Source organism: Variovorax sp. UC122_21 (assembly GCF_044056785.1).
Classification (GTDB): domain Bacteria; phylum Pseudomonadota; class Gammaproteobacteria; order Burkholderiales; family Burkholderiaceae_C; genus Variovorax.
On sequence record NZ_CP172003.1, the window covers coordinates 292,799 to 315,966 of the forward strand.

25 protein-coding genes and 1 pseudogene are annotated in these 23,168 nt (G+C 71.2%); 13 read left to right on the forward strand and 13 right to left on the reverse strand.

All coding sequences use genetic code 11. From position 1 onward, the window contains the following. Positions 1-16: 16 nt before the first annotated feature. The gene (locus tag ACHMXE_RS01430; protein WP_395346422.1) at positions 17-547 is read left to right on the forward strand and encodes a hypothetical protein; all 531 of its coding nucleotides are present in this window, start codon (positions 17-19) and stop codon (positions 545-547) included. Here ACHMXE_RS01430 and ACHMXE_RS01435 read toward each other — a convergent pair. Further along, a complete protein-coding gene (locus ACHMXE_RS01435; RefSeq protein ID WP_395346423.1) occupies positions 504-1,127 on the reverse strand; it encodes a TetR/AcrR family transcriptional regulator in 624 nt (207 codons plus the stop codon). The genes ACHMXE_RS01430 and ACHMXE_RS01435 overlap by 44 nt on opposite strands. A gap of 88 nt (positions 1,128-1,215) precedes the next feature. On the opposite strand from ACHMXE_RS01435, the gene ACHMXE_RS01440 reads away from it, so the two are divergent. Next, the gene (locus ACHMXE_RS01440) at positions 1,216-3,081 is read left to right on the forward strand and encodes an MFS transporter (protein WP_395346424.1); all 1,866 of its coding nucleotides are present in this window, start codon (positions 1,216-1,218) and stop codon (positions 3,079-3,081) included. 10 nt (positions 3,082-3,091) lie between these two features. On the opposite strand, the gene ACHMXE_RS01445 is transcribed toward ACHMXE_RS01440, so the two are convergent. Next, entirely contained in the window at positions 3,092-3,955 is an 864-nt protein-coding gene (locus ACHMXE_RS01445; protein WP_203207073.1) for an AraC family transcriptional regulator, read from the reverse strand. A 99-nt stretch (positions 3,956-4,054) separates the two neighbouring features. Here ACHMXE_RS01445 and ACHMXE_RS01450 point away from each other — a divergent pair, with 99 nt between their 5' ends. The 4 genes from ACHMXE_RS01450 (at position 4,055) to ACHMXE_RS01465 (ending at position 6,583) form a co-directional block, all read left to right on the forward strand. Continuing rightward, positions 4,055-4,600, forward strand: coding sequence for a carboxymuconolactone decarboxylase family protein (locus tag ACHMXE_RS01450; RefSeq protein ID WP_395346426.1), 546 nt, complete (start codon positions 4,055-4,057; stop codon positions 4,598-4,600). Positions 4,601-4,643: 43 nt separating this feature from the next. Beyond that, positions 4,644-5,204, forward strand: coding sequence for a peroxiredoxin family protein (locus ACHMXE_RS01455; RefSeq protein ID WP_395346427.1), 561 nt, complete (start codon positions 4,644-4,646; stop codon positions 5,202-5,204). A 98-nt stretch (positions 5,205-5,302) separates the two neighbouring features. Beyond that, positions 5,303-5,488, forward strand: a complete 186-nt coding sequence (locus ACHMXE_RS01460; RefSeq protein ID WP_203207070.1) for a hypothetical protein — start codon at positions 5,303-5,305, stop codon at positions 5,486-5,488. A 204-nt stretch (positions 5,489-5,692) separates the two neighbouring features. Next, positions 5,693-6,583, forward strand: a complete 891-nt coding sequence (locus ACHMXE_RS01465) for an SDR family NAD(P)-dependent oxidoreductase (RefSeq protein WP_395346428.1) — start codon at positions 5,693-5,695, stop codon at positions 6,581-6,583. Positions 6,584-6,773: 190 nt separating this feature from the next. Here ACHMXE_RS01465 and ACHMXE_RS01470 read toward each other — a convergent pair whose 3' ends face one another. Beyond that, positions 6,774-7,205, reverse strand: a complete 432-nt coding sequence (locus ACHMXE_RS01470) for a GNAT family N-acetyltransferase (RefSeq protein ID WP_395346429.1) — start codon at positions 7,203-7,205, stop codon at positions 6,774-6,776. A 271-nt stretch (positions 7,206-7,476) separates the two neighbouring features. Here ACHMXE_RS01470 and ACHMXE_RS01475 point away from each other — a divergent pair, with 271 nt between their 5' ends. Continuing rightward, complete coding sequence (locus tag ACHMXE_RS01475) at positions 7,477-8,001, forward strand: peptidylprolyl isomerase (protein WP_395346430.1); 525 nt, start codon at positions 7,477-7,479, stop codon at positions 7,999-8,001. 19 nt (positions 8,002-8,020) lie between these two features. Here ACHMXE_RS01475 and ACHMXE_RS01480 read toward each other — a convergent pair whose 3' ends face one another. From ACHMXE_RS01480 to ACHMXE_RS01500, 5 genes are all read right to left on the reverse strand, one after another. After that, positions 8,021-9,577 (reverse strand): hypothetical protein, encoded by a 1,557-nt coding sequence (locus tag ACHMXE_RS01480; RefSeq protein ID WP_395346431.1) that lies wholly within the window; start codon positions 9,575-9,577, stop codon positions 8,021-8,023. 17 nt (positions 9,578-9,594) lie between these two features. Beyond that, positions 9,595-10,389: a hypothetical protein gene (locus tag ACHMXE_RS01485; protein ID WP_395346432.1), complete on the reverse strand. Its 795-nt coding sequence runs from the start codon at positions 10,387-10,389 to the stop codon at positions 9,595-9,597. Between the two features lie 106 nt (positions 10,390-10,495). Next, positions 10,496-12,598 carry an acetate--CoA ligase family protein gene (locus ACHMXE_RS01490; RefSeq protein WP_395346434.1) on the reverse strand — a complete coding sequence of 701 codons (2,103 nt, stop codon included), beginning with the start codon at positions 12,596-12,598 and terminating at the stop codon, positions 10,496-10,498. Continuing rightward, positions 12,595-13,404 (reverse strand): enoyl-CoA hydratase/isomerase family protein, encoded by an 810-nt coding sequence (locus ACHMXE_RS01495; RefSeq protein WP_395346435.1) that lies wholly within the window; start codon positions 13,402-13,404, stop codon positions 12,595-12,597. Before ACHMXE_RS01495 ends, ACHMXE_RS01490 begins: the two co-directional genes overlap by 4 nt. A gap of 35 nt (positions 13,405-13,439) precedes the next feature. Continuing rightward, positions 13,440-14,264, reverse strand: coding sequence for a tripartite tricarboxylate transporter substrate binding protein (locus ACHMXE_RS01500; protein WP_395346436.1), 825 nt, complete (start codon positions 14,262-14,264; stop codon positions 13,440-13,442). Between the two features lie 300 nt (positions 14,265-14,564). Here ACHMXE_RS01500 and ACHMXE_RS01505 point away from each other — a divergent pair, with 300 nt between their 5' ends. Beyond that, positions 14,565-15,383 (forward strand): IclR family transcriptional regulator, encoded by an 819-nt coding sequence (locus ACHMXE_RS01505; RefSeq protein ID WP_296799837.1) that lies wholly within the window; start codon positions 14,565-14,567, stop codon positions 15,381-15,383. A 19-nt stretch (positions 15,384-15,402) separates the two neighbouring features. Beyond that, positions 15,403-16,359 (forward strand): prolyl aminopeptidase, encoded by a 957-nt coding sequence (pip, locus tag ACHMXE_RS01510; RefSeq protein WP_395346438.1) that lies wholly within the window; start codon positions 15,403-15,405, stop codon positions 16,357-16,359. Between the two features lie 6 nt (positions 16,360-16,365). On the opposite strand, the gene ACHMXE_RS01515 is transcribed toward pip, so the two are convergent. From ACHMXE_RS01515 to ACHMXE_RS01530, 4 genes are all read right to left on the reverse strand, one after another. After that, positions 16,366-17,355: a Bug family tripartite tricarboxylate transporter substrate binding protein gene (locus ACHMXE_RS01515; protein ID WP_395346439.1), complete on the reverse strand. Its 990-nt coding sequence runs from the start codon at positions 17,353-17,355 to the stop codon at positions 16,366-16,368. 62 nt (positions 17,356-17,417) lie between these two features. Then, complete coding sequence (locus ACHMXE_RS01520; RefSeq protein WP_395346440.1) at positions 17,418-18,236, reverse strand: NAD(P)-dependent oxidoreductase; 819 nt, start codon at positions 18,234-18,236, stop codon at positions 17,418-17,420. Next, positions 18,223-18,324: an NAD(P)-binding domain-containing protein gene (locus tag ACHMXE_RS01525; protein WP_395346441.1), complete on the reverse strand. Its 102-nt coding sequence runs from the start codon at positions 18,322-18,324 to the stop codon at positions 18,223-18,225. The genes ACHMXE_RS01520 and ACHMXE_RS01525 overlap by 14 nt, the downstream gene beginning before the upstream one ends. Before the next feature lies 1 nt (position 18,325). After that, positions 18,326-19,786: an aldehyde dehydrogenase gene (locus ACHMXE_RS01530; RefSeq protein ID WP_395346443.1), complete on the reverse strand. Its 1,461-nt coding sequence runs from the start codon at positions 19,784-19,786 to the stop codon at positions 18,326-18,328. A 251-nt stretch (positions 19,787-20,037) separates the two neighbouring features. Here ACHMXE_RS01530 and ACHMXE_RS01535 point away from each other — a divergent pair. The 4 genes and pseudogenes from ACHMXE_RS01535 to ACHMXE_RS01550 all read left to right on the forward strand — a co-directional run. Continuing rightward, positions 20,038-20,622 (forward strand): annotated as a pseudogene (locus ACHMXE_RS01535) (LysR family transcriptional regulator); the annotation flags it as partial. A gap of 85 nt (positions 20,623-20,707) precedes the next feature. Further along, entirely contained in the window at positions 20,708-20,974 is a 267-nt protein-coding gene (locus ACHMXE_RS01540) for a LysR substrate-binding domain-containing protein (protein ID WP_395346444.1), read from the forward strand. 58 nt (positions 20,975-21,032) lie between these two features. Further along, the gene (locus ACHMXE_RS01545; RefSeq protein ID WP_395346446.1) at positions 21,033-21,743 is read left to right on the forward strand and encodes a hypothetical protein; all 711 of its coding nucleotides are present in this window, start codon (positions 21,033-21,035) and stop codon (positions 21,741-21,743) included. A 35-nt stretch (positions 21,744-21,778) separates the two neighbouring features. Next, on the forward strand, positions 21,779-22,108 hold the full coding sequence (locus ACHMXE_RS01550; RefSeq protein WP_395346447.1) for a hypothetical protein: 330 nt from the start codon (positions 21,779-21,781) through the stop codon (positions 22,106-22,108). A gap of 53 nt (positions 22,109-22,161) precedes the next feature. Here ACHMXE_RS01550 and ACHMXE_RS01555 read toward each other — a convergent pair whose 3' ends face one another. Continuing rightward, on the reverse strand, positions 22,162-23,043 hold the full coding sequence (locus ACHMXE_RS01555; RefSeq protein ID WP_395346448.1) for a LysR family transcriptional regulator: 882 nt from the start codon (positions 23,041-23,043) through the stop codon (positions 22,162-22,164). Between the last annotated feature and the right edge of the window lie 125 nt (positions 23,044-23,168).

A 23,168-nucleotide genomic window follows, 5' to 3' on the forward strand; every position in this document is an offset into this window, starting at 1 on the left:
CGACCGCCGCCGCCCCATGAACCCGATCGAGATCCGCGCCCTGCCCGCGCATGCCCTGCTCGCCCGCTACGAGGGCACGGGCGCCTACACCGACTGCCACACGCTCGCCGTCGACGGCCGCGTGCCGCTGGCCAGCTACATCGAGGCCTTCTACACCTCGCCCGTGTTCAAGCCCGAGCGCTGGCTGCTCGGCGTCGTGCTCGGGCGGCGTGCGAACGACGCCGATGCGGCCGCGCTGGCCGCGGGCCATGTCGAGACCTTCTCGGCCTGGCGCGTCGAGGCGCGCGCGGACGACCAGATCGTGCTGGCGACAGGACGCACGCGCAGCTGGCTCATGGTGGCGCCGCGCGCGGACGGTGCGGCGCCGCAGACCACGCTGTTCTTCGGTTCGGCCGTTCTGCCGCGCGCGCGGGGCGGGCTCGGATGGACGGTCGATGCGCTGACGGGCTTCCACAAGCTCTATTCCCGCGTGCTGCTGCGCGCCGCCGCGAAGCGCCTCGCAGCTATGTCAAATACCGGATCACCAGCCGCGTCACCTCGTCGGTGAAGGCCTTCACCTTGCGGTTCGCGAGCAGCGCGGGGTTGTGCAGCACGGCCTCGTGCGCGAGCGTCTCGACCGACGCGACGCAGACGAAGGCCGCGAGATCGAGGTCGAGCTCGCGCAGCTCGCCGCGGTGGGCCTCGAGGTAGGCCCGCACCAGTTCGCGCACCTCGCGGTCGAAGCCCTCCACCTCCGCCAGCCGGCCGATGCGCGGAATCTGCTCGACCAGGACGCGGTGCAGCTCGGGATCGACGCGGTGCGCGTCGATCATCAGCGCGACCAGTTCGCGCACGCCCTGCTCGAGCGGCATGCCCGCGACCCGCACCAGCGCGCGGCGCAGCACTTCCATCATGTCGTTCTTGTGCCGCTCGATGACCGCGGCCACCAGCGCCTCCTTGGTCGGGAAGTACTGGTAGAGCGAGCCGATGCTGGCGCCGGCCTCGGCCGCGATGCGGTTGGTGCTCGCGCGCTCGAAGCCCTCGCGCACCAGAACGCGAGCAGTGGCCTCGATCAGCGCGTCGACGGTCGCGCGCGAACGCTCCTGCGAGGCCTTCTTTCTCGGGTGGACGACGGGTGCACGGGCCATGGCGTTCCTCGAATGCGAGTAGACATTGTGAGCAATTGCTCGGATTATCGATCGCAACGCAGCGAAGCGGAACACCCCTGGAGATGCCATGACCAAGACCCTGCGCCCGGCGCGCGACTTCACCCCCGCGGTGCCGGTGCTCGGCGCCTACGACCCCATCGTGTCGCTGTTCACGCGCGAGCGGCAGTGGCGTTCGGCCCTGCTGGCACAACTCGCGCCGCGGCCTTCGGACGTGATCGCCGACGTGGGCTGCGGCACCGGCTCCTTCCTGGCGCTGCTCGGCCGTTCGGGGTCGCTGCCTCGGCTGATCGGCATCGACCCCGACGAGCGCATCCTCGAGCGCGCCCGCGCCAAGCTCGCGGCCACAGGCGTGCGCTGCGAACTGCACCACGGCTACCTGCGCGACGCGGCCGCGCTGCTGTGGCCGCTGCAGCCGACCAAGATCGTGAGCAGCCTGGTGCTGCACCAGGTGCCGCTGGCCGAAAAGCACGCGGGCCTCGCGGCCATCCACGCGGCGCTGGTGCCGGGCGGCGAGTTGCACATCGCCGACTACGGCCTGCAGCGCACCCGGGCCATGCGAACGCTGTTCAGGCTGGTGCAGTGCGTCGACGGGTTCGCCGACACCCAGCCCGAATGCCGACGGCATCGTGCCGCGGCTGATGCGGGAAGCGGGCTTCGCCGAGGTCGAGGAGACCGCGGTGATCCCGACGCCGACGGGGTCGATCTCGCTCTACCGCGGCGTGCGTGCCCGCGCGCCGAAGGACCGGGCATGACGACCCCCATCAAGCCCGTGGTGTTCGCGAGCGTGGCGCTGGCCACGCTGACCAGCGCGGTGATCCTGCCGATCCTCGCGCCGCTGGTGCGCTCGCTGCACCTGACGGTGCAGCAGGGCGGGTGGATGCTGTCGATCAGCTCGCTCGCCATGGCCGCGATGGCGGCGCCCTGGGGCCTGGCCAGCGACCGCTGGGGACGCCGCCGCGTGCTGCTGATCGGCTTCGCGGGCATGTTCCTGGCCTATGCGCTGTTCGCGGCGGTGGTGCGGCAGGGCCTGTCGGGCCTGTTCGCCGGCACCGGGTTGTTCGCCCTGGTCACCGGCGCACGCGCCGTGCTGGTCGCCTTCCTGCCCGCCGTGCCGTCCGCGGCGCAGGCGCTGATGGCCGATCACACCGAGGCGGGAGAGCGCGCCGCGGGCATGGCATTGATCGGCGCGGCCAACGGCGTCGGCCTCGTGGTCGGCCCGGCGCTCGGCGGACTGCTCGCGCTGCGCGGCATCCTCTGGCCGCTGGTGCTGTCGGGCGCGCTGTGCCTGCTGGCCTTCTTCGTGGTGTGGGCCACGGTGCCGCGCGGCACGCGCAAGCGCGCGGCGGTCGCGTCGCCGCCGGTTTCGCGCTGGGGGCCCGAGATGCGGCGCTGGCTGGCGGCGAGCCTGATGTCGTGGACCGCGATCGTCACGATCCAGATCATCGCGGGCTTCTACTTCCAGGACCGGCTCGGCCTCGAGACCGCGCAGGTCGGTCCGCGGCTGGCCGCGGCTTTGACGGTGACAGGCGTGGCGCTGATCGCGAGCCAGCTGCTGCAGGCCCGCGTGCTGCGCTGGCCGGCGCAGCGCATGGTGATCGCGGGCAGCGCGGCCTGGATCGCGGGACTGCTGGTGTTGCTCGGCACCGTCTCGCTCGCGGCTTACGTGGCGGCCTTCGCGGTGCTCGGGGCCGGCGCCGGTTTCATGATGGCCGGCTCGATGGCCGGCGCCTCGCTCGCGGTGCCCACCGACCGGCAGGGCGCGGTCGCCGGACTGATCGCCGCGACCCAGGGCCTGGCGCTGATCGCGGCACCGGCCGCCAGCACCGCGCTCTACGCGCTCGACCGCATGCTGCCGTTCGCGGTGCTCGCTGCGCTGCTGTGCGCACTGGCGGTGCTGTTCGCGCTGCCCACGCTGGCCACCGCGCGCGAGTGACGCGCCGGCCTCAGCCGCGCACCGTGGCCAGCCACTCGCGCGGCGACACGCCCAGCTTCTGCGCGAACACCCGCGACAGCGCCGAGGCATTGGCATAGCCGAGTTCGTCGGCGATGGTCTTCACCGAGGCACCGCCACGCAGTTGCGCCTGCGCGATGCTGAGCCGCCAGAGCGCGAGGTAGTCGGCGGGCGTGGTGCCCACCACCTCGCGGAAGCGCTGCGCAAAGGCGCTGCGCGACAGGCCCGCCTCGCGCGCCATCTGCTCGAGCGGCCAGGGCTCGCCGGGCCGCTCGTGCAGCCCGACCAGCACGCGCGCGAGCCGCGGATCGCCGAGCCCCGTCAGCAGGCCCGGCGGCAGTTCGCTGTGCTCCGGATGATCGAGCAGCCAGCGCAGCAACTGGATCAGCACCACCTCGAACAGGCGGTCGGCCAGCAGCCGGTGGCCGCACTGCACGCGCGCGGTCTCGGCGAACAGCAGCGCGAGCGACTGCTCGAGCCCCTCGACCTCGCGCAGCGGCAGGAGGATCAGCGGCGGCAGCGCGCGCGCCAGCGGATGGGTCTCGCCGCCATCGAAGTCCAGCGTCGCGCAGACGAAGTCCGAGCCTTCGACGGGCGCGTTGTGGAAGTGGTGCGTCAGCGGGCGCGGATAGAACAGCAGGCTCGGTTCCTTCACGACCAGCTTGCGCCGCACGCCGCTGCGCGAGGCATGCGTGACCACCATCTCGCCGCGACGCAGCACATGCAGGAAGCCGCGCCCCGGCTCGGCCGCGAAGGTGGTGGTGCCGCACAGCGGGCCGTTGTGGAACAGGTGCGCGCGCACGCGGAAGCGCTCGAGCAGCGCGGACAGCCTGTCGATCGGAGGTGGCGCGGTCATCTGGACGAAAAGGTATGTTCCATGTACAAAACGAGCCGAATCATACGACCATCGCGCGCACACTTCCTTCACCGACTCACAACCCCGAAGGAAATCACCATGTCCCGCATCCCCCTCGTCTCCCCCGCCGAAGCCACCGGCGACACCCAGGCGCTGCTTTCGCAGATCCATGGCGCCTTCGGTGCCACGCCCAACATGTTCCGCGCCGTCGCCAACTCGCCGGCCGCGCTCCAGAGCCTGTGGGGATCGTTCGGCGCGCTCGGCGGTGGCGTGATTCCCGCGCAGCTCGGCGAGAAGATCGCGGTGGCGATCGCCGACCGCAATGCCTGCCACTACTGCCTGGCCGCGCACACGGCGCTGGGCCGCAAGGCCGGTGCCTCGTCGGCCGAGATGACCGCCGCGCAGCACGGCGAGTCCGCCGACCCGCAGACCGCCGCCGCGCTGCGCTTCGCGCTCGCGGTGGTCGAGCAGCGCGGCCAGATCGACGCCGCCGAGGTGCAGGCGCTGCGCGACGCGGGCTTCGACGACCGCCAGATCGTCGAGCTGCTGGCGCACGTGGCCTTGAACCTGTTCACGAACTATGTGAATGTCGCCTTCGACGTGCCCGTCGATTTCCCGGGCGTGAAGCTGCGCGCGGCCGCCTGAGCGGCGGCGCCGGGGCCTTGCCATTGCACTGGAGCCATCAACCATGTCGAGAATCCATCCCCCGGCGCCCGAGCTGCAGGTCGAGCGCTGGCTCAATACCGAGGCCCCCGTCACGCTCGAATCGCTGCGCGGCAAGGTCGTGGTGCTGCATGCCTTCCAGATGCTGTGCCCGGCCTGCGCCACGCACGGCCTGCCGCAGGCCAAGAAGACGCGGCAGCTGTTCGCCGCGAAGGACGTCGCGGTGATCGGACTGCACTCGGTGTTCGAGCACCACGAGGTCATGACGCCCGCGGCGCTCGAGGCCTTCGTGCGCGAGTACCGCTACGTGTTCCCGATCGGCATCGACCGGCCCTCGCCCGGCAGCAGCATTCCGCAGACCATGCGCGCCTACCAGTTCCAGGGCACGCCGAGCGTGGTGCTGATCGACCGGCAGGGGCGGCTGCGGCTGAGCCACTTCGGCCTGCTCGACGACATGGCGCTCGGCGCGGCCATCGGGCAGCTCGCGGCCGAGGACGTGGCCGCGCCGTTGATCGCGGACGCGGTGCGCGACGAAGGAGCTCACGCGAACGAAGGCTGCGGCGACGCAGGCTGTCCGGTTGGCTGACGTCGCGCGCTGGCGTGCGTCCGACAGCCGCGCGCGCGCCGCCTGTTAGCTTGGGGGTCCCCGCAACGCGGTACTACATACAGACAGAGAGGGACACCATGCCGAACCAACCCCCGCAGGGGCAGAACCACCAGAAGCCCGGCATCGTGATGTGGAGCGCCATCGCCGTGGTCGCCGTGGTGCTGGTCATCTACGCGCTGACGTGGGTGAGCAGCGAACGCGACAAGCCCGCGCCCGCGACGCAGGGCGCGCCCGCCGCCACCGCGCCGGCCAAGGGCAAGTAGCGGGCCGTGCGCGACCGCCATCCACGATGGCCACGCACACTCTTGCATTACCCCTATTGGCCGATGGTCAGGCCCGAGCCGCGCCGCCACAATGACCGAGGCGCACGCCACGCCCGCGGCCTCGTCGGAGCAGAACATCCGAATCCAACACACCGACACGCGCCGCGGGATCCCACACCGCTCCACGTCAAGGAAAGCTTTCAGATGTACTTCGAGAACAAGACCGCATGGGTGACCGGCGCTTCCTCCGGCATCGGCGAGGCGCTCGCGCTCGCGCTGCTCGAGCGCGGCGCGCGCGTGATCGCCTCCGGCCGCCGCCCCGAGCCGCTGGCCGCCCTCGCGGCGCGCGCGCCCGAACGCGTGCTGGTACTGCCCTTCGAGGCCACAGACTACGACGCCCTGCCGGCCATCGTCGAGCGCGCCGCCGGCTGGCAGGGCCGGATCGACGTGCTGATCAACAACGCCGGCATCGCCCAGCGCAGCCTCGCCATCGACACCGACCTCGCCGTCTATCGCCGCCTGATCGAGGTCGACTACCTCGCACCCGTCGCCCTCACCCAGCTCGTGCTGCCGCGCATGGCCGAGCGCCGCAGCGGCCACATCGCCGTGATCGGCTCGGTGGCCGGCAAGGTCGGCGCGCCGCTGCGCACCGGCTACAGCGGCGCCAAGCATGCGGTGCAGGGCTACTTCGATGCCCTGCGCGCCGAGGTCGAGCAGGCCTACGGCATCCGCGTCAGCGTCGCGCTGCCGGGCTCGGTGCGCACCGCGGTGTCGATCAACGCGCTCGGCCCCGACGGCAGCGCGCGCGGCCGTTCCGACGCGAACATCGACCAGGGCATGGAGCCCGCCGTCGCGGCCGGCCTGCTGCTCGACGGCATGGCTTCGGGCCAGCGCGAGATCGAGATCGCGGCGGGGCTCGAAGCAGCCGCGCTGCAACTGCGTCGCCACGACCCCAACCGCCTGTTCGACATGGCCGCGCAGGAAGGCGCACGGCTCGCGGCGCAGCGCGAGCAGCAGGGGGCGGGGGCGAGCTTCGATCCGGCGGATGTGAGGGCGGCGGGGACGTATGGGCAGGAAGCCTTGAAGGCAGCTTGAGCGTTGCCGGGCCGGAAGGAGTGGGGTCGGTCTTCCGATCACGCTCCTCCTTGTTCTTCCCGCGTGCCCCGGGTACCTCGCGCCGCCCTGGATCCGGTGGAGGCTGCGGGCACGAAGGCACGAACGCCAGCAAATCTCTCTCAACCGTGTTGAGAATTTCGAAATCGGCTGCGCCGAGCAGCCGTCCGCCTCAATCCCGTGAGGTGTAGAGATTCGGGAAATACCGCTCCATCAACGACTGCGGCCGGAGCGGTGCCGTGAACCCGAACCGTTCGTACAGCCCGTGCGCATCGCTCGTCGCCAGCGTGAAGCGACGCAGCCCCTGCAGCGCTGGGAAGTCCATCACCGCCTGCACGAGCGCCTTGCTGTAGCCCTTGCCTCGATGCTCGGGCAGCACGAACACGTCGACCAGGTTCGCGAAGGTCGCGTGGTCGGAGATCACGCGGGCGAAGGCCACCTGGTCGGCACCGATGAAGCCGCTGAAGCACAGCGAGTGCTCGATCGAGCGCTGCACGATGGCCAGCGGAATGCCTCGGCCCCAGGTCGAGCTTTCGCTGAGGAAGCGATGAACCAGGGCGATGTCGATCGCCGCTTTGTCGGTGGTGATGCGCAGTTCGGTCATGGTCGTTCGAGGATAGCGCAGGCCTGTTGATCGGGGTTGCGCGCGGCCTGCGCAAAAGGACATGTGCATCGCACCTTGCGCAACGGCGCGACCTCGACCCGGCCCCTGATGGACACCGAGAGCGGGTTCCTGCGGGTGCCGATGACGCGCGGCGTGCGGCTGACGACCGGCGTCGAGTTCGATGCCGAGGACCAGAGCCTGGCCTGATGCGGGGCCGTTGCAGAATGCAGTCCGATTTCATCCCGCATCCACGGCCTCTCGGCCATCCCGCATGAACCACGCCAAGACACGGTCCCCGCGCATCGCGATCGCACTTCTCGCACTTCTCGCGCTGAGCCTGGCTGCGTGCCAGAGCACGAGCCCCCAGGCCACCGAAGCAGAGCTGCGTGCCGAATACGCCCGCGCCAGCGCGGAGTGGACCGCCAGGTTCCAGGGCCAGTACGAATACAACGTGCGACACATCATGGTCCGCACCCAGGCGCAGGCGGAGGCAGCCCTCGCCCGCGTGCGCGCCGGGGAATCGTTCGGCGCGGTGGCCAACGCGGTCTCCCTGGACGAGGGCTCCAATCGAAAGGGCGGCGAGCTCGGCTGGAACTTCGGCGTCTACTTCGTGCCGGAGTTCGCCGCGGCCATGGAGGCGCTGGGGCCGGCGGGAATGACCGATCCGCCGGTGCAGACGCCGTTCGGCTGGCACGTCATCGAGGTGACGCAAAGGCGCACCGCCATGCTGCCGAGCTTCGAGCAGTCGAGGCCCAGTCTGGAGAAGCTGCTGCGGGACAGGAAGACGCGCCGCTGAGGCCCCGCGCCCGCGCGCCTCAGAGCCCTCTGCGTTCGGCCTCCAGCAGCGGCCGGTCGCGCTTGTGCACGACCGGCGATGCCGCCAGGGCATCGAGCGCCGCGCGGGCCTGCGCGCCACGCCCCTGCGTGCGCAGCACGCGCGCCGCATGGAACTGCAGGCTCGCCCATTCCGGACGGTCGACCGCCACGGCACGCGCCGCATCGGCGGCGGGCAGATCGGCCGCGGAGGGCTGGCGCGCCGTCATCAGGGCCGCCAGCAACCAGGCGCTGTCCTTCGTTTCCTGCCACCGGGCCAGCGCATGGGCATGCTCGGCATCGCACACGCTGACGTCCTGCGCCTTCTGTGCGTCGGAGCAGCCTTGCACGGTCACGACGAAGTCGAACCACGCATGCCGCCGCAACGCCTCCCCGAGCACGCCCGTCGGCCGGTCGGGGGCCACCATCGGATAGAGCTCCTGGAAGAAATCCAGCGCGCTCGATTCGTAGGGGTTGAACTCCGGGCGTTCCATTGCCGTCATCGTCATGCGCAGCGGGATGCCCGGCATGAGCTGCACGAATGCCCGGCGCGCGGTGTAGCGGATGGCCTCGTGCACGGGAGCCAGCGTGGCATCGGCGAGTGCCGCCTTCGCGCGGGCGTCGATGGCCTTGAACGCTGCTTCGACACGCGCGCCATGGCGCGCCGCCGGTTCCGCCACGGCGGCCTTGAACTCGGCACCGCGCAGCTGGCGCCGCGTCCAGGCGTCCTCGAAGACCGCCTCCCATTCGGTGTCGCGCACGCCGTCGCGCAGCAGCGAGCGCAACGCACCGAGCGTGGCCCAGGGCCGCATCGGATGATCGGGCACGGCGGCGATGGCATCGAAGGCCTCGCGCGCGGCGACGAACTCGTCGCCGTAGAACTGGGCGGCGGCACGCTGGTAGGCGTTCAATGCCTTCAGCTTCGCCGGTGCGCGGGCAGGCAGCAGTGCGGGCAGGGCCGGCATCTTTTGCACCGTGGCCGAACAGCGCGCAAACACCGCATCCTGGCCGGCGACCCATGTCCGGCGATCCGCATCCTTCAGCGATGCATCGGCGACGAGCTCGCCCAGCGTGCGCGCGGCGAAGGCATAGGCGTCGGGGCCGCACTGGCCGACCTCGATGTCCATCACGCCGAACCCCGACACCTTCAGCTTCGCGGGACGGAAGTAGCTCGGCGGCACGCTGGGCGCCTGCGGCACCCACGCGGCACGCGCCTTCGACCAGCTGGCGATCTCGTCCTCGGCCGGAGGCGGCGTGGGCACGCCGCGGACCCAGTCCGACTGGCGGCGATGGCTCTCGCGCGCCACGGCCCCCACGGGCAGGTGCATCACGCGCCAGGCCACGAACAGGGATGCGCGGCCATAGCTCGACTGGATCAGGCCCAGCGTGCCGTGCGCATAGGCCCGGTTGTCGGCGGGGCCGTTGATGGGCTCGACGTAGTCGCTGCGCAGGCTGTCGGGCAGTCTGCTTTCGTCGTCGGCGGCTGGGGGGGCGGCATGGCCCGGCGCGGCGAGCAGGAGGCCACCGAGCGTGGCAAGTGCGATGCAGAGACGGCGCAAGGGTGTGCGGGGCATGTTCATGAAAGAGGATGACGCGGAGGACGGGAGGGGTTGGACCATGCGGCCTCGTCGAACCAGTAGGCTCGCGTGGCGCGATCGAGAAGGGCCGCCGATGGCGGATCGTTGGTGGCGAATCCCAGTGCATCGCCGCGGCAGCGGCGCGCCAGTCCCGGGTCGCCCTGCGCAAAGCGCCGGCGCCAATCCGCGGCCTGCGGTCCCAGGCGATAGAGCATGGGCACCACTTCGTCGACCGGCAGCCGATCGAGCCAGTCGCCCTGCGCGCACCAGTGCGCGAGCGCGGTGATGCTCAGCCGCGTGCCTGAAGGCAGCGCCTCGCGCACCGCGGCGACGAGCGCGCGGTAAGCATCGCGCTGGCGTGCCGGTGCCTCGAAGTCGAGTTGCAGCAGGCCGCCACCGGCCTCGGCGGCATGGGCCTGGCGACGCACGGCCGCAAGCACCGCCTGCTGCTGGACGGGCGTGAATTCGTCGGGCGCGGAGGCGCCCGCTTCCACATGGATGACGGGAATGAAGCGAGCGCCCGCGGGAAGCGCCAGGGGTTGGCGGCGTCCGCCGCGTTCGACGCCGGAGCCACGAAACACCAGGGACTCCACCAGGACCGCCGCCTGGCTATAGGAAGCCGCCTCGCCGGATGCCGGGGACGGGCCGTTGCTGTCGGGCCAGATCCACGCCACGCCCTGCGCCAGGGATTGCGAGACGGCCATGGGAGGGATGGGTGCGGACGCCTCTTGCCGCGCCATCCGTGCGTACAGAAAACTCGCAAGCAGGCCCAGCAACAGCAAGGCCAGGCCCATGCCCAGCGGCCGCCATCCTCCACGCTCGCTTCCTGCTCTCATCGACGGTCTCCCTCCGCGGAGGCGGAGTGTAGCCGTCGAGAAAGAAGGCGCGCCGACGCTCTCGTCAGCCCCCCGCCAGCACCACCACCCCGTCGGCCGCCTTCACCCCCTGCCCCTTCGCCAGCACGAACAGCGGATTGATCTCGGCCGTCTCGAGCCGCGCGCCCAGTTGCCCCGCCATGCGCGAGAACGCGACGATCGCGTCGACCAGTGCGTCGACATCGGCCGGCGCCCGGCCGCGGTAGCCGTCGAGCAGCGGCCAGGTCTTCAGCTCGCGCAGCATCGCGGCGGCCTCCTCGCGCGCCAGCGCGTCGCCCGGCGGCACCATGCGCAGCACGGTGTCGCCGACGAGCTCGGCGGTCACGCCGCCCATGCCGATCAGCAGCGCGGTGCCGAGCGCATCGCGGTGCAGGCCGAGGATCATCTCGGTGCCGCCCGTGACCATCTCCTGCACCAGGTAGCCCTCGGGCGCCTGGCCGGTGGCGGTCGCCACGTCGTCGTGCATGCGCGCCACGCGCGCGGCCACCTGCGATGCGGGCACGGCCACGGCCACGCCGCCGACCTCGGTCTTGTGGGTGATGCGGCGCGAGAGGATTTTGAGCACCACCTTCTCGCCCAGGGCGGGCGCGGCCTCGGCCGCCTGCCGCGCATCGCGCACCGCCACCTCGCGCACGCCCGGCACGCCGAAGCGCGCGAACAGCGACTTGGCCTCGACCTCGTCGAACGAACCCTGCGCGGGCAGGCCCGCGAGGTCGACGATGGCGCCGGTCGACACGGTGTTCACCGGCGTCGCACCGCCTTGCATCAGCATGCCCTGCAGCGCCACGGTGCAGCTCTCGGGCGCGCTGAAGGCCGGCACGCCGCGTCCGTTAAGCAGCGCGGCCACGGCCGGCGCATGCGGGCTCACATAGGCCAGCACCGGCTTGCTCGTGCCCGGCAGGCAGTCGCGGATCGCATCGGCGACGAGGTCCGGCATGGCCAGCGCCGACGAACCGACGATGACCACCACCGCGTCGTAGCCCGGGCTGTCGAGCAGCGCGCCGAGCGCGCGGCGCAGCAGTTGCGGCTGCAGGCCGGCCAGGGTCACGTCGATGGGATTGCGGTCGAGCACCGAGGGCCCGTCGGCCTGCAGCGTGCGCAGCAGCTCGGCGGTGGCCGCGTCGGGCGGCGGCGCCTCGAAGCCGGCGACGCCGAGGCTGTCGGCCACCAAGGTGCCGGCGCCGCCGGTCGAGGTGAGGATGGCCACGCGGCGCCCGCCGAGGCGGCGGCCCGTGGCCAGCGCGGCCGGCAGGTCGAGCAGGTCGGAGAAGTCGCGCGCGCGGATCGCGCCCACTTCGCGGAACAACGCGTCGTACATGCGGTCGGCGCCGGCCAGTGCGCCGGTGTGCGAGGCCGCGGCCTGCGCGCCCGATTCGGAACGGCCGATCTTGAACACCACCAGCGGCTTGCCCGCGCGCCGCGCCTTGGCGGCGGCGGCACGGAACTTCGCGACGTCGCGCACGCCCTCCATGTAGAGCGCGATCACGCGCGTGGCTTCATCGTCGGCCAGGTAATCGACGAAGTCGGCGAGATCGAGGTCGGCCTCGTTGCTGGTCGAGACCAGCTTCGAGAAGCCGATGCCGCGCGCCGCGCCGCGCGAGAGCAGCGAGCCCAGGATGCCGCCGCTCTGCGACACGACGGCGATGCCGCCGGCCACGAGGTCGTCGGCCTCGAGCGCGCCGCTGGCCGACAGCGTGATGCCGTCCGTGAGGTTCACCAGCCCGATGGTGTTGGGCCCGAGCAGGCGCATGCCGCCGGCCGCCTCGAGCAGCTCGCGCTGGCGCTGCTGCCCCTGCGCGCCGGTCTCGGCATAGCCGCTCGCGAGCACGATCGCCGCGGCGCAGCCGCGCGCCGCGAGTTCGCGCACCGCGGCCTGCGCACGCTCGGCGCCCAGCAGCACGATCGCGACGTCGGGCGCCTCGGGCAGCGCGCCGATGTCGGGATAGCAGCGCAGGCCCGCGATCGTCTCGGCCTTCGGGTTCACCGGATAGATCGCGCCCGCGAAGCCATGCTTCTGCAGATAGGCGACGGGTCGGCCCGAGGTCTTCGCGAGATCGGCCGAGGCGCCGATCACCGCCACGCTGCGCGGGCGGATCAGGCGGGAGATCGGAGAGATGCCATCGCTCATCGCGCCCCCTCCTTGGCCGCCGACTTCGCGAGGAAGGCCTCGACCGAGGCGCGGTGTTCGTTCGAGGTGTAGCAGATCGCCTGCGCCTGGCTGCCGAGGCCGAAGACCTGTTCGGCCTGCAGCTCGAAGCTCTGGTTCAGGATGCCCTTGGCCAGGGCGACCGCGGTGCGCGAGCCCGCGCCGAGTTCGCGCGCCCAGCCCGTCGCTTCGGTCAACAGCGCTTCGGGCGTGCTCAGCCGGTCGGCGATGCCGAGCTCGATCGCCTCGTTGGCGCGCACGGTGCGGCCCGTGAAGATCAGCGCCTTGGCGCGCGCCAGGCCCACGCGGCGCGGCAGGAAGTACATGCCGCCGCCATCGGGAATCAGTCCGCGCAGCACGTAGTTCCAGGCGAAGCTGGCATGCGGCTCGGAGGCGATCACGAAGTCGCAGGCCATCGCGAGGTCGGTGCCCAGGCCGGTCGAGGCGCCGTTCACCGCGGCGATGGTGGGCTTGGGCAGGTCGTGCAGCGCGCTCAGCGCATGGTGGGTGCGCTGCTGCCGCGCCCAGCCGTTGTAGGCGATCTCGCCGGCCGGTGCCTGCATGCGCTGCTGCATCGCGCGGATGTCGCCGCCCGCGCAGAAGGCCTTGCCCGCGCCGGTGAGCACCATCGCGCGCACGCTGTCGTCGCGGTTCACGCGCTCGAGCGCGGCCATGAGTTCGCCGCGCATGGCGTCGTCGACGGCGTTGCGCACCTCGGGGCGGTCGAGCGTGAGGATGGCGACGCCGTCCTCGGTGCGAAGCTGGATGGAAGAGGTGGGAGTGGTCATGTCGGCAAGGTGATGAAAAAACGATGAGGGCTCGCTCAGTCGAGCTGGATGTGCGCCTCGCGCACCAGTTGGCCCCAGCGGGCCTGCTCGGCGGCGACATAGCGCGTCAGTTCCTCGGGCGGCGAGGCGATCACCACGATGCCCTCGTCGGCGATGCGCTTGCTGAAGGTCTCGCTGTGGGCCGCCTTGCGGATCGCGGCATGGAGCCGCGCCACCACCTCGGTGGGCGTGCCGGCCGGCGCATAGAGCCCGTACCAGCTCTCGGCCACGTAACCGGGCACGCCGCTCTCGGCCACCGTGGGCACGGAGGGCATGGCCGGCGAGCGCTGCGGCGAGGTCACGGCCAGCGCGCGCAGCTTGCCGCTCGCGATGTAGGGCGCCACGCTCGCGGCGGTGGTGAACATCAGGTCGATCTGGCCGCCGAGCAGGTCGGTCAGCGCCGGCGCCGAGCCGCGGTACGGCACGTGCGTGAGGTCGACCTGCGCGAGCCGCTTGAAGAGCTCGCCCGCGAGGTGCGCCGAGGTGCCGTTGCCGAACGAGCCGTAGCTGAGCTTGCCGGGATGCGCCTTCGCGAACGCGAGCAGGTCGGCCACCGTGCGGAAGTCGCGGTCGCTGCGCACCACCAGCACGTTGGGCGAACGGCCGACCAGGCTCAATGGTGCGAAGGCCTTGGCCTGGTCGTAGGGCAATTTGGGCTGCAGGCTGGGGTTGACCGCGTGCGCGAAGGTCGCCATCAGCAGCGTGTAGCCGTCGGGCGCGCTCTTGGCGACGTAGTCGCTGCCGATGATGGTGCCGGCGCCGGGCTTGTTCTCGACGATCACCGACTGCTTCAGTTCGGCGCCGATGCCCGCGCCGAGCACGCGCGATCACGTCGGTGCCGCCGCCGGCCGCGAACGGCACGACGAGGCGGATCGGTTGTTTCGTGGGGAAGGCCTGCGCGGCCGCGTTGCCCATGGTCAGGGCGAGGGCCAGGCCGGCGGCCAGGCTCATGAGCACGCGCCGCGCGCGCCCGTCGATTCGAAATTGCATGCTGTCTCCTTCTCGGCGCGAACGGAAAAAGCTCGCCGCGCCATGGGGAAAAGCATAGGCACGAGGGCCTGCGCATACACTCCCCCAATTCCAAGCAATGGAATCGAAATCCAGGCCAGCATGGAGTCCGCATGAGCCGCATGACCCCCTCGCTCGAGCAGAAGCCCGGCATCTCGCCGGCCAACCGTTCGCTGGAACGCGGCGTGGAAATCCTGCGTGCCTTCCGCCCGGGCTCCGAGCTGCTGGGCAATGCCGAGCTCGCCGACCGCACCGGCCTGTCGCGTTCCACCGTAAGCCGCCTCACGCAGACGCTGGTGGGCGCGGGCATGCTGCAGGTCGACGCGGGCCAGCGCGCCTACCGGCTCGCGCCCGCGGTGCTGAGCCTCGCGCATGCGATGCGCTCGGGCTCGAGCGTGCTGTCGCTGGCCGCGCCGAAGATGCGAGCGCTGGCCGAGTCGCGCCGCATCAACGTCGGCCTGGCCGCGCCCGACCGCGACGAGATGGTCTACCTCGAGTCGATCCGCTACAACCGCCGCGTGTCGCTGCGCAACGTGGTCTCGGGCCAGCGCGTGCCGATGGAACTCACCTCGCTCGGGCGCGCCTGGCTGGCCACGGCCGGCGAGGCGCGGCGCAAGGCGCTCTATGCGCTGTTCAAGCAGCGCCGGCGCGAGCAGTGGCCGGCCCTGCGCGAGGAGATCGAGGCCGCCATCGCCAGCGTGAACGCGCGCGGCTTCTGCGCCGCCGCCTGGCAACCCGAGGTGGTGGCGCTCGCCGCGCCGATCCGCCTGCCCGCCGCGCAGCCCGACGAAGCGCCGGGCGCCTCGGGCTACGTGCTCAACCTCAGCGTCTCCAGCAGCGAATCGCTCGCGAGCGTGGTGCGCGAACTCTCGCCGGCGCTGCTCGCGCTGGTGGCCGACGTGGAACGCGCGCTCGCGCGCGGCTTTGCATGAACCCCGAAGGAAGCATCGAATGACCGATACCCTGCGCCAGCTCTATCCTCCGATCGAACCCTACGAGAGCGGCATGCTCGACGTGGGCGACGGCCACCGCATCCGCTACGAGCGCGTGGGCACGCCCGGCGCCAAGCCCGCGGTGTTCCTGCACGGCGGCCCCGGCGGCGGCATCTCGCCCGAGCACCGGCGGCTGTTCGATCCCGCGCGCTACGACCTGCTGCTGTTCGACCAGCGCGGCTGCGGCCTGTCGCAGCCGCATGCGGGCCTCGAGGCCAACACCACCTGGCACCTGGTGGCCGACATCGAGCGCCTGCGCGCGCTGGTGGGCGCCGAGCGCTGGCTGGTGTTCGGCGGCTCCTGGGGTTCGACGCTGGCGCTAGCCTATGCGCAGAAGCACCCCGAGCGCGTGAGTGAACTGGTGCTGCGCGGCATCTACACCGTCACGCGCGCCGAGCTCGACTGGTACTACCAGTTCGGCGTGTCGGAGATGTTCCCCGACCGATGGGAGCAGTTCCAGGCCCCGATCCCCGAGGCCGAGCGCGACGACATGATCGCGGCCTACCGCCAGCGCCTGACCGGCGACGACCCAGTGGCCCAGATCGAGGCCGCGCGCGCCTGGAGCGTCTGGGAAGGCCAGACCATCACGCTGCTGCCGAGCCCCGCGCTCGCGGCCTCGCATGCCGACGACCATTTCGCGCTGGCCTTCGCGCGGCTGGAGAACCACTACTTCGTGCACGACGCCTGGCTCGAGGACGGCCAGCTGCTGCGCGACGCGCACCGGCTGCACGGCATCCCGGGCGTGATCGTGCACGGCCGCTACGACATGCCCTGCCCCGCGCGCTACGCCTGGGCCCTGCACAAGGCCTGGCCCGAGGCGGAGTTCCACCTGATCGAGGGGGCCGGTCATGCGTATTCGGAGCCCGGGATCCTCGATCGCTTGCTGCGGGCGACGGATGGGTTTGCCGGGCGCTGAGTCCGGTCAGTCCTGGCCTTCGGCCCCCGCCGCCTTCACGATCCGCCCCCACTTCTGATGCTCCGCCGCGATGAATCGCTTGTATTCCGCCGGCCCCAGGTACTGCGGATCGGCCCCCACCTCGGCCAGCGCGGCCTTGATGTCGGGGGCCTGCCAGGCCTTCTCGAGTGCGGCCGAGAGGCGGTCGATCGCGGGCCTGGGCACGCCCGCGGGCGCGGCCACGCCGAACCAGATCGAGACGTCGTAGCCCGGCACGCCGGCCTCGGCGATCGAGGGCACGCCGGGGAAGGCGGGCGACTTGCGCGGGCTGGTCACGGCCAGCGCGCGGATCTTGCCGGCCTTGACATAGGGCGCATGGGTCGAGGCGGTGTCGAACATCATGTCGACGCGGCCCGCGAGGAAATCCGACAGCGCGGGCGCGGAGCCCTTGTAGGGCACGTGCAGCATCTGCGTGCCGGTCATGCTCTCGAACAGCGCGCCCGACAGGTGGCTCGAGGCGCCGATGCCGGCCGAGGCATAGGTCAGCTTGCCGGGGTTGGCCTTGGCCAGCGCGATCAGTTCGGCCACCGTGTTCGCCTTCACCGAGGGATGCACCACCAGCACGTTCGAGGCCGAGGCCACGTTGCCGATGGGCTCGAAATCGGTCAGCGGGTTGTACTTGAGCTTGCGGTAGATGAAGGGGTTGATCGCCATCGTGCCGGTGGTGGTGAAGAACAGCGTGTAGCCGTCCTTCGGCGCGGCCAGCGCCACCTCGGCCGCGATCGCGCCGCCGGCGCCGCCGCGGTTGTCGACCACCACGGGCTGGCCCAGCTCCTTCGAGAGCCGGGTCGCGGTGAAGCGCGCCATCGCGTCGGTGGCGCCGCCCGCGGGGAAGGGCACGACGAGCGTGATGGGCTTCTCGGGGAAGGCGGCGGCCGCGGAGGCGGCGAGGCCCAGCGCAAGCAGGCCGCCGAGGGCGGCGCGCCGCGAGAGAAGAAAGAGGAAGGAAGCGGTCATGGCTGTCTCCTGCCGCTGGTGCGGCATGCGTTGTGATGAATCGGGAGAAGAAGAGAAAGACTTCAGTCGTTCGCGGGGTCGCGCGGCGGCGCGGCCGACACGAGCTCGTAGAGCGCCGGGTAGTAGCGGTCGCCCCAGCCCGCGTCGATCGTGCGCCGCAGCGTCGAGGCGGTCTCGCGCGCCATCGCGGCCTCGAGCCCCACGGCCTGCGCGAGTTCGAGCGCGAGGCTCACGTCCTTGAGCGCATAGCGCGTCGCGAAGCGGCCCTCGGGATAGTGGCGCGGCAGCAGCGCCTCGCGGCCCTGCACGCGCGCGGCGCGGCTGTCGGCCGAGCCCAGTTCGATGGCATCGAGCAGCACCGCGCCGTCCACGCCATGCGCACGCGCCACGGCCATCGCCTCGGCCAGGGCCTGCACGGCCTCGAACAGCACGGTGTTGTGCAGGATCTTCACCACCTGGCCCGCGCCGGTGCCGCCGCAGTGCGTGATGTCGCTGCCCATGCAGCGGAAGTGGGGCATCAGCGCGCTCACGTCCTCGGCCGTGCCGCCGGCCATGATGCTCAGCGTGCCCGCGATGGCGGCCGCGGGCATGCGCGCCACCGGTGCGTCGACGAAGCGATGGCCGGCCTGCGCGAGCCGCCCGGCCATGCGGCGCGTGGCCAGCACGGAGGTGGTGCCCATGTCGACCACGGTGCGGCCGCCCTCCCCGCCCTGCCAGGCCTCGGCGAGCGCCTCGACCACCGACTCCGCCGCCTGCGCGCTCGCGAGGCAGAGGAACACCACCGAGGCCTCGTGCGCCAAGGCGTGCAGCGAGTCCGCCGGCACGGCGCCGCGCTCGGCCAGCCGGCGCATCGGCGCGGCATCGAGGTCATGGCACAGCACCGCGCGCGCCGCTCTTCGCCGCGAGGTTGGCGCACATGGGCTCGCCCATCACGCCGAGGCCGATGAAACCCAGGGTCTGCAGCGTCATCTCAGAGCCCCACCATCACGGTCTTGGCCTCTTGATAGGTGCGGATGCCGAAGAAGCCCTTCTCGCGTCCCGAGCCGCTTTCCTTGAAGCCGCCGAAGGGCACCGACACGCTGAGCGTCTTGTAGGTGTTGATCCAGACCGTGCCGGCCTCGACCGCGCGCGCCACGCGCCAGGCCTTCGGAAAGTCGCGCGTCCACACGCCCGCGGCCAGGCCGAAGAAAGTGTCGTTGGCCTGCGCGACGAGGTCCTCCTCGTTGTCGAAGGGCATCACGCACAGCACCGGGCCGAACACCTCCTGCTGGCAGATGCGCGCGTCGTTCGTCACGCCGCCGATGAGGGTCGGCAGGTAATAGGCGCCGTCGGCCAGCGCCGGATCGGCCGGACGGCTGCCGCCGGCCAGCACCTCGGCGCCATCCTCGCGCGCCATGTTCACCATGGCCTCGACCTTGTCGCGGTGCACGAAGGACGACAGCGGCGCCACCTGCGAGCGCGCATCGTCGGGCGGCCCCACGCGCAGCGCCTTGGCGGCCTGCACCAGCCGCGCGACGAAGGCGTCGTGGATGCCGCGCTCGACGAACAGCCGCGTGCCCGCGATGCACGACTGGCCGCTGGACGAGAACACGCCATGCAGCACGCCCTGCAGCGCCTTGTCGAGGTCGGCATCGGCGAACACGATGTGCGGCGACTTGCCGCCGAGTTCGAGCGCCACCGCGGCCATGCGGCCCGCGGCCTCGCGCGCGATCGCCTTGCCGGTGGCGGTGCCGCCGGTGAACGAGATCAGCCGCACCTCGGGATGCGCGACCAGCGCCGAGCCGGTCTCGGCGCCGAGGCCGGTCACGACGTTGAGGATGCCCGGCGGCAGGCCGGCCTCGAGCGCGAGCTCGGCCACGCGCAGCGCGATGGTCGGCGTGAACTCCGAGGGCTTGAGCACCACCGCGTTGCCGGCCGCGAGCGCCGCCGCCACCTTCTGCGACTCGAGCGTGAGCGGCGAATTCCAGGGCGTGATCGCGGCCACCACGCCGAAGGGCTCGTAGAGCACCATCGACAGGTGGTCGCCGCGTGAGGGCGCCACTTCGGCCGGCATGGTCTCGCAGATCGATGCGAAGTAGCGGTAGGCCGCCGCGCCGCCGGCCGCCTGCGCCACGCATTCGGCGCGCAGCTTGCCGTTCTCGCGCATCTGGCGCTCGGCCAGCTCCTCGGCATTGGCCTCGATCAGGTCGGCGATGCGATGCAGGATCGCCGCGCGCCGGTGCGGCAGCATGGCGCGCCACTCGGGCCGGGCCTGCGCGGCCTTGGCGGTGCGCACAGCGAGGTCCACGTCCTCGCGGCTCGCGCTGCCGATCAGGCCGTTGAGCGCGCCGGTGGCGGGATCGATCGATTCGAAGGGCGTACCCTGGCCTGTTGTCCAGGTGGCGCCGATCAGGAAGGGCCTGACGCCCGCGCCTTGCGTGCTCGCGCTCATGGAAGTCTCCTTGGGGCCGTGCTGGCCGCTGTCTCGGTGGATAGGAAGAATGGATGCATGGTAGGAAGGGCGCGCGGCTCGCGACACCGTTCGATTCCAAGCAGTGGAATGGTGCGAAAGCACAGGCGCAGGCTACGCAGCAGGGCGTGCACCCGCAAGCCGCCAGCGCTGCATGGGCTTGCAAGCCCGGCTAACAGATGGCAAAGCCGCCACTAGACTCGGCGCTTCGATTTCGCAATGGAGAGCGCCGCATGCGCCAGGACCTGCTGGATGGACTCGTCGCCTTCATCGTGGCGGCGGAGGAACGCGGCTTCTCGGCCGCCGCGGTGCGCCTGGGCGTCACGCCCTCGGCCGTGAGCCAGTCGATCCGCAGCCTCGAGCGGCGCCTCGGCATCGCGCTGTTCAACCGCACCACGCGCAGCGTGAGCCTCACCGAGGTCGGCGAGCGCTATCTCGAGAAGGTGCGGCCGGTGGTGTCGGAGCTCGCCGCGGTCTCCGAAGAGCTGGGCCGCGAGGCCGACCACCCGAGCGGCCTGCTGCGGCTCAACGTGCCGCGCGCGGGCTACACCATCGGCCTGCAGCCGGTGCTGCGGCGCTTTCTCGATCGCTTTCCCGACGTCAAGCTCGAGCTGCGGATCGAGAACCAGCTGGTGGACATCGTGGCCCAGGGCTTCGATGCCGGCATCCGCTTCGGCGACCTGGTCGAGAAGGACATGATCGCCGTCAGGATCGGACCGCGCATCGAGGCGCACGTGATCGCCTCGCCCGACTACCTCGCGCGCCACGGCACGCCCGTGCATCCCACCGAGCTGCTGGCGCACGACTGCATCGGCTTTCGCCACGTCAGCACCGGCCAGGTCGAGCGCTGGCAATTCCGCGCGCGGCGACGAGACGCTGCAGCTCGCGATCGACGGCCGGCTCGTGCTCAACGACTCGGCCGCGCTGGTGCGCGCCGCGCTCGACGGCATCGGTGTCGCCTACATGATCAACGGCTACATCGAGCCGCTGATCGAGCAGGGCCTGCTGGTGCGGCTGCTGGCCGACTGGAGCCCGGTGCTGCCGGGCCTCACGCTCTACTACCCCGACCGGCGCCGCGTGCCCGCGAAGCTGCGCGCGCTGATCGACTTCCTGCGCGCGGAGCTGCCCGCGGCCTCGGCGGTGCCGCCGCCCGAGCTGCGGCTGGACTGAAGCGCGAACCACGCGCTGACCTTTCAAATTCACCCGACACACGCCAGTGCCTCCCAGCATGCCGAACGAGCCGACCTACTCCACTTTCCCCCACGCGGAATCGCCTGAGGCCCTCTCGGCGACTGCGCGACAGAGACTCGATGCGTATCTCGCGCGGCTCCAGGGGCAGGACTTCTCCGGCGCGTCGCTGCTTTCCGGTGACGAGATCGTCAGCTGGAGCCTGGACCTGCGATCGCTCCCGATACCGCGGCAACTCGACGGCCTGGTGCTCGACGATCCACGGACGAGCAACCACCACCTGCTGTTGACCGCGCCGCCGCTGGCCGGCGCGGTCCTGTACCTGAGCCATGACGGCGACTCGCGCGTGGTGTTCGCCGATGTCGAGGGCTTTGTCGAGGCGGCCCGGCGCGCCGCTGACGACGATCGGGAGATCGAGGACTTCCATCCCTCGACATCGCCGTCCGCCGACGACCAGGCGGGCGTGGGCGTGCTGATCCGCTCGCTGCTCGCTTCCACGGACGACGAGGATGCGGCCGTCGCCTTCATTCCATCGCTCGATCTGCGCGATCCAGAGCTGCTGCGCGAACTCGCATCGCACGAGAACTTCTTCGTGGCGGAAGCGCTCGCGGTGGAGATCGCGAAGCGCCCGGCCGCGGCGCTGCGCGAGATCGCATCGATGTGCGCGGCGCATGCGCACCCGCAGGCGGCGAATGCGGGCCAGCGGGCGGTGGCTGCGGTGGAGCGCTGGACGCGAAACGGACACCTTTAGGATCGGCGCCGTCTGCCTCACTCTGCTGCCGTTCCATGCGCGACTTCCTCTACTACTCGCTGATGCTCCTGCTGGGCTTCGCCTGGTACCGCTTCGGGCAGAAGCTGCTCGCGAAAGGCAACCGCGACGAGAACGACGAACTCACCAAGGGCTTCGTCGGGCCGGTCGGCTTCCTCGTGGCGGGTGGCATCGCGTGCTACCTGTTGGTCGCCACCTTGCGCGCGCTGGTCCGCGGCGAGGTGCCGTGCATCGGCAAGGGCTGCGCGGGCAGGTGTACACGCTCGCGATGCATGCGGGCGAGTACTGGTCGAACGTCTTCTACATGGTGTGGCTGGTGCTGGCGCTGGGGTATGCGCTGTACGTGACGTTCAAGATCTGGTTCCGGGTCTGACGCACCCGAGGCCGACGAGGCACCCGCTCAGCCGGGGTGCGACAAGCGCTCGCAGTGCTCGATCAGCAGTTCGGTCAGCACGCGTATCTTCCTCGCCGGATGCTGGCCCGGCGGCCGGATGACGTAGGCCCCCGCGGGCGGCGGCGGATAGCGCGTCATGACCGGCACCAGCGCACCGGCGGCGATGTATTCGTGCGTGAGCCAGTCCGGCACATAGGCGATGCCGAGGCCCGCCACCGCGGCTGCGACCAGTGCCGTGCCGTTGTCGGCCTTGAATCGCCCCTGCGGCCGCACCGTGATGATCCGGTCGCCATCCATCAGTTGCCAGGCCTCGGTGCCCTGCATCAGCGCCTCATGGGCAACGAGTTCGTCCGGCGCCTCGGGCGACCCGTGCTCGCTGATGTAGTCCGGGCTCGCCACGAGCTTGCCGTGGATGGGGCCGACGCTTCTCGCGATGAGGTTGGAGTCTTCGAGATAGCCGACGCGGATCGCGCAGTCGAAGCCTTCGGCGATGAGGTCGACGAACCGGTCGCTGTAGCAGGTCTGGATGTGGAGCTGGGGATGGCGCTTCGCCATCTCGGCGAGCATGGGCGCGAAGTGGGTCGGGCCGAAGCTCAATGGCACGGCGATCCTCAGGCGGCCGCGAAGCTCGCCCGCGGGCAGGATCGTCTCCATGGCCGTGTCGATGTCGATGCAGACCTTGGCCGCGTAGTCGCGGAAGGTGCTGCCCGCTTCCGTGAGCGCGGCGCCGCGCGTGGATCGTGCGAGCAGTTGAACACCCAGTTCGGCTTCGAGCCGAAGCAGCCGCCGACTCACCATCGACTTGGAGATACCCAGGCGCACCGCGGCCGGCGAGACACCTCCGGCACTGGCCACTTCGACGAATGTACGCAGGTCCTCGATGTCCAAGCTGGCGTTCCTCCAATCGCGACACAGTTCGCCGAAAGATGGTACTACCGGGCGAAGCGCTGGATCGCAATACTCCCTGCGGACGGCGTCGCCACGAGCGAACTCGTCGTCTCGAACCCATCCCG

What these genes read in the sequence shown, in the direction of transcription:
- ACHMXE_RS01430 (WP_395346422.1), top strand. Translation starts at nt 17, where the DNA reads ATGAACCCGATCGAGATCCGCGCCCTGCCCGCGCATGCCCTGCTCGCC.
- ACHMXE_RS01435 (WP_395346423.1), bottom strand. Translation starts at nt 1,127, where the DNA reads ATGGCCCGTGCACCCGTCGTCCACCCGAGAAAGAAGGCCTCGCAGGAG.
- ACHMXE_RS01440 (WP_395346424.1), top strand. Translation starts at nt 1,216, where the DNA reads ATGACCAAGACCCTGCGCCCGGCGCGCGACTTCACCCCCGCGGTGCCG.
- ACHMXE_RS01445 (WP_203207073.1), bottom strand. Translation starts at nt 3,955, where the DNA reads ATGACCGCGCCACCTCCGATCGACAGGCTGTCCGCGCTGCTCGAGCGC.
- ACHMXE_RS01450 (WP_395346426.1), top strand. Translation starts at nt 4,055, where the DNA reads ATGTCCCGCATCCCCCTCGTCTCCCCCGCCGAAGCCACCGGCGACACC.
- ACHMXE_RS01455 (WP_395346427.1), top strand. Translation starts at nt 4,644, where the DNA reads ATGTCGAGAATCCATCCCCCGGCGCCCGAGCTGCAGGTCGAGCGCTGG.
- ACHMXE_RS01460 (WP_203207070.1), top strand. Translation starts at nt 5,303, where the DNA reads ATGCCGAACCAACCCCCGCAGGGGCAGAACCACCAGAAGCCCGGCATC.
- ACHMXE_RS01465 (WP_395346428.1), top strand. Translation starts at nt 5,693, where the DNA reads ATGTACTTCGAGAACAAGACCGCATGGGTGACCGGCGCTTCCTCCGGC.
- ACHMXE_RS01470 (WP_395346429.1), bottom strand. Translation starts at nt 7,205, where the DNA reads ATGACCGAACTGCGCATCACCACCGACAAAGCGGCGATCGACATCGCC.
- ACHMXE_RS01475 (WP_395346430.1), top strand. Translation starts at nt 7,477, where the DNA reads ATGAACCACGCCAAGACACGGTCCCCGCGCATCGCGATCGCACTTCTC.
- ACHMXE_RS01485 (WP_395346432.1), bottom strand. Translation starts at nt 10,389, where the DNA reads ATGGGCCTGGCCTTGCTGTTGCTGGGCCTGCTTGCGAGTTTTCTGTAC.
- ACHMXE_RS01490 (WP_395346434.1), bottom strand. Translation starts at nt 12,598, where the DNA reads ATGAGCGATGGCATCTCTCCGATCTCCCGCCTGATCCGCCCGCGCAGC.
- ACHMXE_RS01495 (WP_395346435.1), bottom strand. Translation starts at nt 13,404, where the DNA reads ATGACCACTCCCACCTCTTCCATCCAGCTTCGCACCGAGGACGGCGTC.
- ACHMXE_RS01505 (WP_296799837.1), top strand. Translation starts at nt 14,565, where the DNA reads ATGAGCCGCATGACCCCCTCGCTCGAGCAGAAGCCCGGCATCTCGCCG.
- pip (WP_395346438.1), top strand. Translation starts at nt 15,403, where the DNA reads ATGACCGATACCCTGCGCCAGCTCTATCCTCCGATCGAACCCTACGAG.
- ACHMXE_RS01515 (WP_395346439.1), bottom strand. Translation starts at nt 17,355, where the DNA reads ATGACCGCTTCCTTCCTCTTTCTTCTCTCGCGGCGCGCCGCCCTCGGC.
- ACHMXE_RS01525 (WP_395346441.1), bottom strand. Translation starts at nt 18,324, where the DNA reads ATGACGCTGCAGACCCTGGGTTTCATCGGCCTCGGCGTGATGGGCGAG.
- ACHMXE_RS01530 (WP_395346443.1), bottom strand. Translation starts at nt 19,786, where the DNA reads ATGAGCGCGAGCACGCAAGGCGCGGGCGTCAGGCCCTTCCTGATCGGC.
- ACHMXE_RS01545 (WP_395346446.1), top strand. Translation starts at nt 21,033, where the DNA reads ATGCCGAACGAGCCGACCTACTCCACTTTCCCCCACGCGGAATCGCCT.
- ACHMXE_RS01550 (WP_395346447.1), top strand. Translation starts at nt 21,779, where the DNA reads ATGCGCGACTTCCTCTACTACTCGCTGATGCTCCTGCTGGGCTTCGCC.